Raw genomic sequence first — 11,475 nt, forward strand, 5'->3', positions numbered from 1 at the left:
AAAGATTATCAGGACAACAAAATATAAATGAAACATTTGTTTAGTAAAGGGAAAAAACGGGAATTTTCGGGGAAATGACATTAATGAGGGATGGATGCTATGATTTATGATTGCGCAATAATAGGAGGCGGACCTGCGGGCCTCAATGCTGCATTGGTACTGGGCAGATCCAGAAGGAATACATTGCTTTTTGACGACGACAACGGACGCAATTTAGTGACGAGGGAATCGCATGGCTTCATTACACGGGATGGCATTGAACCGGAGGAACTCAAACGCCTGGGCCGTGAAGATATCGCAAAGTACGGTTGCGTGGAGATTAAAGAGCAGCGGATCACCAGTGTCAACCGGATCTCTAAAACCCATTATGAATTGGTGACAGAAGATGGAGATGTATTCCACAGCATTAAAATCATCATCGCGGCAGGCCTGAAAGAAGAGCAGCCGAACATTCCCGATATTGAGAGGTTTTATGGCACCAGTTTATTCAGTTGTCCCTACTGCGATGGCTGGGAATTGCGTGATCAGCCGCTGGCAGTGATTGCGGATAAACAGGTATTCGAACTGGCAAAGAAAATCTATACATGGAGCCATGACTTGATTGTCTTTACAAACGGTGAAGGCCGTTTGGAGGAAGAGGAAAAGCAAAAACTGCTTCGGAAAGGTATAAACGTAGTGGAGGATCTCATTGGCGGCTTGGAAGGTGAAAACGGACAGTTACGCAGCGTGAGGCTTGAAGATGGTACATTAATCGATCGGACAGGTGGCTTTGTAACCCCTTTATGGAGTCATGCGACTCCATTTGCGGAGCAACTTGGCTGCAAGCAAAACGAACATGGCGGAATTTTGACGGACGATTACGGACGGACGAATGTCTGGAACGTCTATGCAGCGGGCGATGCTTCATTGATTGTACCTTCCCAGCTGGTCATTGCAGCCGGCGAAGGCAGTGCGGCAGCCATCGGCGTCAATGGGGATTTGATCAACGAATACTTCGATACGGAGTAGCAGGTCACGGGTTTTTAATGAATTTTTGAAACAGCAGGTATTGGACAAAAAACAAAGCCAAAGTTGTCAGGCACAAATTGAAGTAATACCACAGCCCATCGCCGAAGAAGTCAAGCGGAGAGGCAGTATTCGGGCGCTGCCTCAAATAAAGAAAATTGGAATCTGTCATTGGGTTGACGAAAAAACCGATGACGGCGGCATAAGCAAGCAGCAAGGCGTAGACTGAAAAAACTGAGTGCATCGTAAGGGCTTTCGGCTGGCATAAAGCTAAAAATAGGCAGGCCCAGGAAATTGCCGTGTGATGGACAAAGAATTTCCAGAAGCGGAAATGGTGATAATCATAGGGCAGTTCAGGGGTGATCAAAGCAAGGAAAGCTGGAAGTATGCCGATATAAAAAGAAAGTTGGATCCAGAAAGGCCGCATCGTCAACAAACCAATCATAGCAGTGATCGATGCCACTCCGCATAGGTGAAGCGGCATTTGTCCATTAAAGCTCCAGACGTCATTCGTGATGGCCCAGTAATGATAGGAGAACTCTGAAGTGAAAAGGATAGCCAGCAATGGCCAGCGCAGCCATTGAAAAAGATGTTTGCTTTCCTTCAATCGCCTCTTTGCTGAGATTAGGGCAATAATTCCAGCCACAGCAATCGCGAGTGCCAGCAGATGGCTTGGAGAAAAAGGAGTGAAAGAATAAGTGGATGTCGCAGCAAACCAGTTTTCCATGACAGCCCTCCTGATCGAGAAGTTATTTTGTGTGTAGTTTATCATTTATTCAGTCAACTGGTCCATTTACTTGAAAACGGCTATTTTACCCTGACATAAACGTATGCTTTGCGTAAAACCCTCTCTATACGATAAACTTCTAGAAAAGGATCCGTAGGAGGAATGCCCGCGTGGACCAACTGAATTTACTGTCGTCCATCACTTACATCGACACGGAGCGTTCCATCGAGGCTGGTGAAATGAAAATCGTTGAAACTGAATGTAATATTCAGCTATACGAAGATACATTGGTGACTTCTGCGACAAAGTTCCATGTAGCGAATGTCTGGGATATCTCCTATAAATCATTTTCTTCTGAAGCCAGCTTATTATATCTTCACACACATCGCGGAGTATTGACTTATAAAGTCTATACAGATCCCGATAAATTTGTGGAGACGTTTAAAAAATTGAAAAACGAGAATTACTAAAGAAGATAGGTTTTTTTCCTATCTTCTTTTTTCAACCTTATAGAGCTGCAGCAAAAGCAGGGCTACGTCTGGAGGAAGGGAGATAAGAAAATGGAGGACAATATCAAAATTGCGGATCAGTGGACAAAGAAAGTAAACGAGCGGGATATCAAAGGCGTTTTGGAAGTGTCAGATCCCCATATTGAATTGGTAGGCCCAAGGGGGATGGCAGAAGGTCATGATATCCTGGAGCAATGGATCAAAGAGTCAGGCGTCAAACTGGAAACGCAGAGCTACTACGCCAAAGGCGACGAAGTGATTTGCGTCCAACAAGCTACATGGGAAAACCAAAACGGCCATGTAACGATTTACACTTTCATGGAAATCAAAAACGGGAAAGTCCACCGCTTGGGCAGGTATGATACCCTGGATGATGCTTTAGGGCAGTGCCAGTTAAATGAAGAAGATAAAGTTGAATAAGAAAGGGGGGCGGGGAAAATTTTCTCGTCCCTTTTTGGAATTGCCTTTCATTTATTAGACGGCGGCTGACCGTCTTCCGAAAGTATAAGACTTTCGAAGTGTTTTGAGAGGTAAACCAAATTTTCTGAAAAAAAGTATTGATTTTAAAAAATCTTTCAATTATACTTTCCTAAAATGACTTACTAAACCGGTTTAGTGCAAGGAGAAAAAAATGAAGAAAATCACAATGCAAGATGTAGCATCGAAAGCGGGAGTTTCCAAAAGCACGGTTTCCCAGTATATAAATAATCGTTTTGAATTTATGGGAGCCTCGACAAAACTGAGAGTAGAAGCAGCTATCAAAGAATTGGGCTATATTCCAAACCAGGTAGCCAAAAGTCTGAAACAGAAAAAGACTGGAACAATCGGAGTGATCGTAGCAAATATTCTGCACGCATTTTCTACAGAGATTATTCGGGCGATTGAAGACGAGTGCGAAAGAAACGGCTTTCATTTATTTGTTTGCAATGCAGACGATCAGCCGGAAAAAGAGCGTTCCTATATTGATATGCTAGTGGCCAAACAAGTTGACGGGTTAGTCATTTTCCCGACAAACGGCAATAACGATTACTACAAGCAATTGAAGAATGCAGAATTTCCGATTGTCTTTGTGGACCGGATGATCAATGAACCAATTTTCCCGACACTTTTGCTCGACAATGAAAGCGCTTCACGGATTGCAGTAGAACAACTGGCGAAAAAAGGACGGAAAAAAATAGGTTTGGTGTCGACTTCCATTGCCCAAAACGTGACGCCAAGAATCGAGCGCATCAGGGGTTACAAAAAGGCATTGGCATCCCACGGACTGTCAGTCGAAGAAGATTGGATTGTGGCAGAGGAGCGTCAGGAAATCGGGAAGAAGCTTCAAAATATATGGGATACCGGCAGTCGCCCAGAGGCATTTTTTGCCACGAATGATTTGGCTTTGATTGAATTGTTGAAGTTCATCAAAAAAAACAAACTGGCTATTCCAGAGGATATTGGTGTGATTGCAATCGACGATTCACCATTTCTTGAGACGGCTACCACACCGATTTCCGTCATTAAGCAACCGACTTTTGAGATCGGGCAAAACGCGGCGGAGACCTTGCTGAAATTGATTGTCAGCAAAGATTTCAAGGAAGTATATGAAGAGCGACGGTATCCACCGATTTTGGTGGAACGGGAATCCATCTGAAGCAAATGAGTTGGAGTCGAAAATTTTCTCGGCGATAAAAAAGCCGTTGAACGAGAGGAGAAACGCCATGGCAACTGTTACTGCAGCTTTTATGGAAGTTCAAACATTAATCGCAGAGAAATTGGAAAGTGCTGGCGTCAACAAAGAACATGCAGCAAAAGTGGCTGAAATTCTTATCCATGCCGATCTGCGCGGAGTGAATTCCCATGGGGCCCTTCGTACGGAACATTATATGAACCGGCTCGAAGCTGGAGGCATTAACCCGGCACCTGAGATTTCATTCACTCAAACCGGTCCGGTGACTGGCGTGGTTGATGGGGATGATGGCTTTGGCCATGTCGTAGCGGATATCGCCATGAATCACGCCATCGGGATGGCTAAGGAAAATGGAGTCGGCATGGTGACAGCTATGAACAGCAGTCATTGTGGAGCACTCAGCTATTTTGTTGAAACCGCAACAAAACACAATTTGATTGGCATCGGAATGACCCACACTGATAAAATCGTTGTTCCTTTCGGCGGGAGAGAATCTTTCCTCGGGACGAACCCTATCGCTTATGGAATCCCTGCTAAATCTGAGAAGCCCTTCATTTTGGATATGGCAACGTCGAATGTGGCGCTGGGTAAGATTCTTCAACACAAAGAAGAAGGCAAAGGGATTCCTGAAGGCTGGGGAGTGGATCGTGACGGATCCCCAGTGACTGACCCCGCGGAAGTGGTGTCTTTAATGCCATTCGGCGGCCCGAAAGGATCTGGGTTATCGATGATTGTCGATATTTTCTCAGGTTTGCTTGCAGGTATGGCGTTTGGTCCTCACATCAATCCCATGTATGAGGACTTGGACAAAAAACGGAAGTTGGGACATTATTTCTGCGCCATTAACCCATCTTACTTTACTGATACCGAAAACTTTCTGGAACAGATGGATCGAATGATCAAGGAGATCCATGAGGTTCCGGCAGCTGAAGGGTTCAGCCGTGTCCTGGTTCCGGGAGAAATCGAACAGGAAAACGAAGAGCGCAATCGAAAAGAAGGCGTCCAGATTGCAGCAACTACCTATGAATATTTGAAAACACCAATAAAAAACAAAGGGGAGAATAAAAAATGAAAAAGAAATGGTTAACAGGTATTTTTGCATCCGTATTGGTATTGGGAGCTTGTGGTTCAAATGGAGGAACAGAAGAAGGCGGTTCAGAGTCAGGCGAAACAATTGAATGGAGATTCGGCCATTTAGCTGATGAAAACCATATCTGGCACCAGACAGCCATGAAATTTGAAGAACTGGTGGAAGAAAACTCAGATGGGCAAATGGAAATCACCATCTATCCGAATAACTCACTGGGCGGAGAAACCGATACCATCAACTCGATTCAAGCAGGAACAGCCGACATGGTTATTTCAGGGGAAACTTTGCAAAACTGGGCTCCGAATGCTGCACTGATGGCAGTTCCTTACGCTTTCCGTGATTTGGATCATGTGAAGTCAGTGGTTGAAGGTGAAATTGGTGAACAGATCAAGCAGGAAGTCAGCGATCAAGCAGGCTTAACGGCTCTTTACTACCATACACGAGCTCCACGTAACTTAACGTCAAACGAGCCGATTACATCTCCAGATGACTTGAGCGGATTCAGTATGCGTGTACCGAACGTACCATTATTCCTGGACGTATGGCAGGCTGCCGGCGCATCTCCACAAGTAATGGATTTCAATGAAGTATTTACAGGCTTGCAGCAAGGCGTAATCGATGGCCAGGAAAACCCGGTTGACTTGATTCAAAGCGGTGGATTGGCTGAAGTACAGGATTACGTAAACCGCACTGAGCATGTCTATTCATGGATCTACATTCTAGTCGGCAACGATCAATACAATGAACTTTCTGATGACTTGAAACAAGTTGTCCAAGATGCAGCAGCAGAAGCACAAACTTTCGGTGATGAGCTTTATGAAACGGAAATTGCTGAAATCGAACAGGAATTGATGGATGCTGGAATGGAATTTGTAGACGTTGACCAGGATGCATTCCGTGAAGCGATGACACCGGCTGTCGAAGCTTCGTTATCCCCGGAGCAATTGGAATTGTACGAACAGATCCTTGCAGTTGAATAATATGTGAGTAGGGCATATTTGGCTGTCATGGTCAAATGTGCCTTTCCATTGGGAAGGGAATGAATTCGGATGTCAAAGTTCCGGAAATTGATTGATAGTACACTCGCTTTTTTGACAGTCCTTAGCTTTGCCGGCGTTATCCTTATCGTCACGGTTCAGATTGTTTCACGTTTTGCTCCATTTTCCTTCATATGGACTGAAGAATTGACACGCTATCTTTTCTTGTACGGCATTGCTTTCGGAGCTCCGCTTGCTTTGATGCGCAATGAATTTATCAACGTGGACATGCTTCTTAATCGAATGTCCAATAATTTCAGAAGATATTACGAAGTGATCATTTACCTGGCCATCATCGTGTTAAGTTTGGTGATGGTTATTGAAGGATACAATTTCACTTTGCTCGGTGATAATCAACGATCGGCAACGATGCCTTTCCAAATGTCAGTTGTCCATGCTTCTTTATTGATCATGAGTGTTTTCCTGGTATTTTACGCAGTCATCAAAATTGTCGACCTCATCAAACACAAACAAGATTACAGTCAGACTTACGGAGGTGACGATCACTGATGGCTACTCTTCTCTTTGTATCCTTTATCGTATTGATTTTCCTGGGCGTTCCGGTTGCCTTCAGTTTGGGGCTGGCTTCCTTTATCTACCTGATGTTGGCTGGAATTCCGCTCAACATCATCCCGCAGCGGATGTTCGGAGGATTAAACTCATTTGTGCTGCTTTGTATTCCGGGCTTTATCCTTGCTGGAAACTTAATGAATGCAGGCGGAATCACCGGGCGGATCATCCAGTTTGCCAATGATCTTTTTGGACATATCCGCGGCGGGCTGGGGCTTGCAAACGTTGGTGCTTCAATGGGCTTCGCGGGAATTTCAGGGACCGCGCTTGCTGATACCGCAAGTATTGGCTCTATTTTGATACCGGCCATGAAAAAAGAAGGATACGGCGCAGGGTTCTCAGCTGCTGTAACAGCATCTTCTTCTACAGTTGGGCCGATCATTCCACCTTCTTTGCCGATGATCATTGTAGGTACGTTGGCCTCTCTCTCTATTGGAGATCTCTTTTTAGCCGGAGCACTTCCAGGTATTCTTCTGGGAGTCGGCTTAATGATCCCTGTGTACATCATTTCGGTCAAACGGAACTACCCGAAAGGTGAACGTCAACCGATAAAGGCCATATGGAAAAGCTTCACGGGTGCTTTTTGGGCATTGTTGATGACATTCATCATTCTTTACGGAATTTTAGGTGGGTTCTTTACGCCGACGGAAGCGTCAATTATTGCCGTTCTTTATGCCTTTGTCATCGGTATTTTTGTTTACAAAGAATTGCCGGTTAAAAAAATACCGGAAATTATGCTGTCTTCGATGACAGCTACTGCATCCATTATGTTGCTTGTCGGGTTTGCCAACCTATTTGGCTGGATTATGGTGCGTGAACAGATTCCACAGCTGGTTGCAGAATCAATTCTTGGCATTTCGACCAATACCATTATCGTTATTTTGTTGATCAACCTACTTTTGCTTTTTGTCGGGACCTTTATGGAAACGATTGCGGCATTGGTTATCCTGTTTCCTGTACTATTGCCGGTTGCCTTGACAGTCGGAATGGATCCTATCCAATTCGGAGTCATGATGGTCTTGAATCTGGTAATCGGATTGGTCACTCCACCGGTGGGCGTCTGTCTCTTTGTGGCTTCCCAAATCGGGAAAGTCTCCATTGGAAAAACAGCAAGAGAGTTGTTGCCGTTTTTAGGTGTCAGTTTAGTGGTGCTTATGCTGGTTGCATTTGTTCCTCAGATTACATTGTTCTTACCAAGTCTATTTGAATAGGTGGTTGTAAAAATGAAAGCAGTTCAAGTTCCAAAAGCGCATGATATGCAAATTATCGAGCAGGAAACTCCGGAAATTCAACAAGGGGATGGAGTCTTAGTTAAAGTGAAGCGTGTCGGCATTTGCGGTTCAGATATGCACATTTACCACGGTACAAACCCTTTAGCTACCTATCCCCGCGTAGTCGGGCATGAAGTGGCTGGAGAAGTGGTGGAAGTGGGAAGCTCCGTAAAGCAACTGAAGGTCGGTGACCATGTGGTTGTAGAACCCATCAATTATTGCGGCGAATGCTATGCATGCCGAAAAGGCCGCCCGAATGTCTGTGAAAAATTATCGGTCTTCGGTGTCCATGAAGATGGAGGCATGCGTGAGTTTATTGTATTACCCGAAAAGCAGCTTCACGCTGTTGATAAAAAGTTGAGCTGGGACGAAGTCGTTTTGGCTGAACCATACACAATCGGTGCACAGGCGGTCTGGCGTGGAAATGTTGAAAAAGGGGATACGGTTCTGATACAGGGATGTGGTCCTATCGGCATCTGTATTCTGAAGTTGGCCAAAGTTGCAGGAGCCACCGTTTATATGACTGATCTCAATGAAGAACGGCTTGCCTTTGCAAAAGAAAGTGGAGCCGACGAAGTGATCAATGCAGGCAATGAATCCGTAAAAGAACGCATATTGGAGCTGACTTCAAACGAAGGGGCGAATGTGGTCATTGATGCGGTCTGCCTTCCTGCTACGGTAGAGCTGAGCATTGATGTGGTTTCACCAGCAGGCAGTGTTGTCGTTCTTGGATTTGACGAGCGGCCATCAGCGATTCCGCAATTGCCGATCACCAAAAAAGAAATCACCATTGTCGGTTCAAGGCTGCAAACCAATCAATTTGGAAAAGTAGTGAGCCTGTTGGACAGTGGAGAGCTGAAATCAGCTGGACTGATTACGCATAAGTTCTCACTAGACGAAGTAAAGGAAGCATTTACATTTGTTGAAAACAATCCCGATAAAGTGAGAAAAGCATTAATTGTCTTTGAATGAGGAGAGATGCAGATGATTCCTAAAATGGAAGTATACCAACAGATCCTGGATGCCCGAATTGTTGCGGTCATACGCGGGAAAGATGCGGATGAAGCAATAGCCGTTGCAGAAGCTGCGGTGGCAGGTGGCTTGAAGGCCATCGAATTGACCTATACGACGCCGAATATTTCGCGGGTTTTCGATAAATTGGCTGATTCGAAGGCATTGATCGGCGCTGGAACAGTTCTTGATGCAGAGACTGCCCGGCACGCCTTATTGCATGGCGCTGAATTTGTTGTCAGCCCAAATTTCAATCCAGAAATCGCCAAGGTTTGTAATCGCTATAATGTCCCTTATTTGCCGGGCTGTATGACGATCAAAGAAATGGTCGAAGCGACGGAATGGGGTTGCGATATCTTGAAGTTGTTTCCTGCCAATGGATTTGAGCCTTCTTTTATCGGTTCGGTCAATGGTCCGTTGCCGAAAGTACGCATCATGCCGACAGGCGGCATCAATATCAAAAACATGAACGTATGGCTGGCTGCAGGAGCTGTAGCAGTCGGGATCGGCAGTGATTTGACTAAAGCTTACCGGTCAGCTGGAGAACAAGGTGTTACTGAATTGGTTAAGGATTATCTTGAAGAACTAGTTTGAAGAGGAGGACTTTCATGAATATCACATTTCGCTGGTATGGCCGCGGCAATGATAGCGTGCAATTAGAACAAATCAAACAGATTCCAGGAACCAAAGGGATTGTCTGGGCGCTCCATCAGAAACCGGCAGGAGAAGTTTGGACGAAGGAAGAAATCGGTTCTGAAGTGGACTACATCAAATCTCACGGGTTCCACGCCGACGTAGTGGAAAGCGTCAATGTCCATGAATCCATTAAGCTGGGCAACAAAGAGCGCGACCAGTATATTGAAAATTACAAGGAGACCATCCGTAACTTAGGTGAAGCCGGTGTCAAAGTGATCTGCTACAATTTCATGCCGATCTTCGATTGGACCCGCACCTCCCTGTATCACCCACTTCCGGATGGCTCGACTGCTTTGTTCTTTGAAAAGGAAAAGATTGAAGCCCTGGAGCCTGCTGAACTGATCGAAACGGTTGCTTCTGCTTCTGATTTGACACTTCCGGGATGGGAGCCGGAGAAGATGGCACGCATTCAAGAACTTTTTGCAGAATACGAAGGAATGGACGAAGAACAGCTATGGGAAAACCTCACTTACTTCTTGAAGGCGATTTTGCCGACAGCTGAAGCGAGCGGTATTCAAATGGCCATCCATCCGGATGATCCACCATGGTCAATTTTCGGCCTGCCGCGCATCATGACGGGCGAGAAGAGCTGGGAACGGTTGATTTCCATATCGGATTCACCTGCCAACGGCATTACCTTCTGTACCGGATCCATGGGTGCCAATCCGGAAAACGACATGGTGGATCTGGCTTCAAAATACGCCAAGCATTCACCTTTCGCTCACTTGCGCAATGTTAAGATTTTCGACAACGGCGACTTTATCGAAACGTCCCATTACACACAGGACGGCTCTATCGACTTGAATGGTGTGGTCCGTGAATTGTCGAACCAAAACTACACAGGGTATGCCCGTCCAGATCATGGCCGCCATATTTGGAACGAGGAATGCAGACCTGGATATGGTCTATACGACCGGGCGCTTGGAATCATGTATCTCCTCGGATTATGGGATGCACATCAAACAAAGTAAAGGAGGATCCTATGTTTTCAACTCATGAAACTATTGCAGGACGGACCGCCGTCATCACTGGCGGAAGCGGCGTCCTTTGTTCAGAAATGGCTCGACAGCTGGCTGCTCAGAAAGTAAACGTAGCCATCTTGAATCGGACAGCCGAAAAAGGGCAAGGCGTGGCAGATGAAATCAATGGATCAGGCGGCAAAGCAATTGCCGTGGCTGCCGATGTGTTGGACCGGGTATCTTTGGAAAAAGCCAAAGAGCAGATTCTTGAAGCATACGGACGGATTGATATTCTGATCAACGGTGCGGGAGGCAATCACCCTGATGCCATTACAGATATTGAACTCCATGAAGAAGGCGCAACCGGAAAGTCCTTTTTCGAATTAGGAGAAGACGGATTTTCCCGCGTTTTCGCGAGCAACTTCACCGGTTCTTTCTTAGCCAGCCAAGTATTCGGCAAAGAATTGCTGAAACAAGAATCACCGGTTATTTTGAATATCTCTTCTATGAGCGCTTATTCACCGATGACCAAAGTGCCGGCGTACAGTGCGGCCAAAGCAGCCATCAACAACTTTACGATGTGGATGGCAGTCCATTTTGCAGAGGAAAATCTGCGTGTCAATGCAATTGCACCAGGATTTTTCCTGACAGCGCAGAACAAGGATCTGCTGACCAATGCAGATGGTTCGCTGACTCCCCGTTCAGGCAAAATCATGGCCAGCACGCCGATGAAGCGTTTTGGCAAACCGGCAGATTTAGTGGGAACCATGCTGTGGCTCCTTGATGAAAACTATTCCGGCTTTGTCACAGGCATTACGGTTCCTGTAGATGGCGGCTTTCTGGCTTACTCAGGCGTATAGAACAAAAAACCACATTCCTTGGAATGTGGTTTGAGCTTGTAGACAAAAGAATATTGATGTCATTTAAA

13 protein-coding genes are annotated in these 11,475 nt (G+C 45.7%); 12 read left to right on the plus strand and 1 reads right to left on the minus strand.

Annotated features, from left to right (window positions below):
* Positions 1–99: 99 nt before the first annotated feature.
* On the plus strand, positions 100–1,008 hold the full coding sequence (locus tag K8U60_RS16460; protein ID WP_223642670.1) for an NAD(P)/FAD-dependent oxidoreductase: 909 nt from the start codon (positions 100–102) through the stop codon (positions 1,006–1,008).
* 4 nt (positions 1,009–1,012) lie between these two features.
* On the opposite strand, the gene K8U60_RS16465 is transcribed toward K8U60_RS16460, so the two are convergent.
* Positions 1,013–1,732 (minus strand): YwaF family protein, encoded by a 720-nt coding sequence (locus K8U60_RS16465; RefSeq protein WP_223642672.1) that lies wholly within the window; start codon positions 1,730–1,732, stop codon positions 1,013–1,015.
* A 170-nt stretch (positions 1,733–1,902) separates the two neighbouring features.
* Here K8U60_RS16465 and K8U60_RS16470 point away from each other — a divergent pair, with 170 nt between their 5' ends.
* The 11 genes from K8U60_RS16470 (at position 1,903) to K8U60_RS16520 (ending at position 11,407) form a co-directional block, all read left to right on the plus strand.
* Positions 1,903–2,202 (plus strand): hypothetical protein, encoded by a 300-nt coding sequence (locus tag K8U60_RS16470; protein ID WP_223642682.1) that lies wholly within the window; start codon positions 1,903–1,905, stop codon positions 2,200–2,202.
* A 90-nt stretch (positions 2,203–2,292) separates the two neighbouring features.
* On the plus strand, positions 2,293–2,661 hold the full coding sequence (locus K8U60_RS16475; protein WP_223642684.1) for a nuclear transport factor 2 family protein: 369 nt from the start codon (positions 2,293–2,295) through the stop codon (positions 2,659–2,661).
* A 211-nt stretch (positions 2,662–2,872) separates the two neighbouring features.
* Positions 2,873–3,877 carry a LacI family DNA-binding transcriptional regulator gene (locus tag K8U60_RS16480; protein ID WP_223642686.1) on the plus strand — a complete coding sequence of 335 codons (1,005 nt, stop codon included), beginning with the start codon at positions 2,873–2,875 and terminating at the stop codon, positions 3,875–3,877.
* 67 nt (positions 3,878–3,944) lie between these two features.
* Positions 3,945–4,985, plus strand: coding sequence for an ureidoglycolate dehydrogenase (allD, locus tag K8U60_RS16485; RefSeq protein WP_223642688.1), 1,041 nt, complete (start codon positions 3,945–3,947; stop codon positions 4,983–4,985).
* Positions 4,982–5,983: a TRAP transporter substrate-binding protein gene (locus K8U60_RS16490; protein WP_223642690.1), complete on the plus strand. Its 1,002-nt coding sequence runs from the start codon at positions 4,982–4,984 to the stop codon at positions 5,981–5,983. Before allD ends, K8U60_RS16490 begins: the two co-directional genes overlap by 4 nt.
* A 69-nt stretch (positions 5,984–6,052) precedes the next feature.
* Positions 6,053–6,550, plus strand: a complete 498-nt coding sequence (locus K8U60_RS16495; RefSeq protein ID WP_223642692.1) for a TRAP transporter small permease — start codon at positions 6,053–6,055, stop codon at positions 6,548–6,550.
* A complete protein-coding gene (locus K8U60_RS16500) occupies positions 6,547–7,821 on the plus strand; it encodes a TRAP transporter large permease (RefSeq protein ID WP_223642716.1) in 1,275 nt (424 codons plus the stop codon). The genes K8U60_RS16495 and K8U60_RS16500 overlap by 4 nt, the downstream gene beginning before the upstream one ends.
* A 12-nt stretch (positions 7,822–7,833) precedes the next feature.
* On the plus strand, positions 7,834–8,853 hold the full coding sequence (locus tag K8U60_RS16505; RefSeq protein WP_223642694.1) for a zinc-binding alcohol dehydrogenase family protein: 1,020 nt from the start codon (positions 7,834–7,836) through the stop codon (positions 8,851–8,853).
* Between the two features lie 12 nt (positions 8,854–8,865).
* Positions 8,866–9,486 (plus strand): bifunctional 2-keto-4-hydroxyglutarate aldolase/2-keto-3-deoxy-6-phosphogluconate aldolase, encoded by a 621-nt coding sequence (locus K8U60_RS16510; RefSeq protein ID WP_223642696.1) that lies wholly within the window; start codon positions 8,866–8,868, stop codon positions 9,484–9,486.
* Between the two features lie 14 nt (positions 9,487–9,500).
* Positions 9,501–10,559, plus strand: coding sequence for a mannonate dehydratase (gene uxuA / locus K8U60_RS16515; RefSeq protein ID WP_223642698.1), 1,059 nt, complete (start codon positions 9,501–9,503; stop codon positions 10,557–10,559).
* An 11-nt stretch (positions 10,560–10,570) separates the two neighbouring features.
* Entirely contained in the window at positions 10,571–11,407 is an 837-nt protein-coding gene (locus K8U60_RS16520; RefSeq protein ID WP_223642700.1) for an SDR family oxidoreductase, read from the plus strand.
* The last annotated feature ends 68 nt before the right edge of the window (positions 11,408–11,475 follow it).

Source organism: Planococcus circulans (assembly GCF_020023385.1).
GTDB lineage: Bacteria > Bacillota > Bacilli > Bacillales_A > Planococcaceae > Planococcus.

Coding starts and splice junctions, on each gene's coding strand:
- K8U60_RS16490 (WP_223642690.1), top strand. CDS start 4,982: ATGAAAAAGAAATGGTTAACAGGTATTTTTGCATCCGTATTGGTATTG.
- K8U60_RS16465 (WP_223642672.1), bottom strand. CDS start 1,732: ATGGAAAACTGGTTTGCTGCGACATCCACTTATTCTTTCACTCCTTTT.
- K8U60_RS16520 (WP_223642700.1), top strand. CDS start 10,571: ATGTTTTCAACTCATGAAACTATTGCAGGACGGACCGCCGTCATCACT.
- K8U60_RS16505 (WP_223642694.1), top strand. CDS start 7,834: ATGAAAGCAGTTCAAGTTCCAAAAGCGCATGATATGCAAATTATCGAG.
- K8U60_RS16510 (WP_223642696.1), top strand. CDS start 8,866: ATGATTCCTAAAATGGAAGTATACCAACAGATCCTGGATGCCCGAATT.
- K8U60_RS16495 (WP_223642692.1), top strand. CDS start 6,053: ATGTCAAAGTTCCGGAAATTGATTGATAGTACACTCGCTTTTTTGACA.
- allD (WP_223642688.1), top strand. CDS start 3,945: ATGGCAACTGTTACTGCAGCTTTTATGGAAGTTCAAACATTAATCGCA.
- uxuA (WP_223642698.1), top strand. CDS start 9,501: ATGAATATCACATTTCGCTGGTATGGCCGCGGCAATGATAGCGTGCAA.
- K8U60_RS16460 (WP_223642670.1), top strand. CDS start 100: ATGATTTATGATTGCGCAATAATAGGAGGCGGACCTGCGGGCCTCAAT.
- K8U60_RS16475 (WP_223642684.1), top strand. CDS start 2,293: ATGGAGGACAATATCAAAATTGCGGATCAGTGGACAAAGAAAGTAAAC.
- K8U60_RS16480 (WP_223642686.1), top strand. CDS start 2,873: ATGAAGAAAATCACAATGCAAGATGTAGCATCGAAAGCGGGAGTTTCC.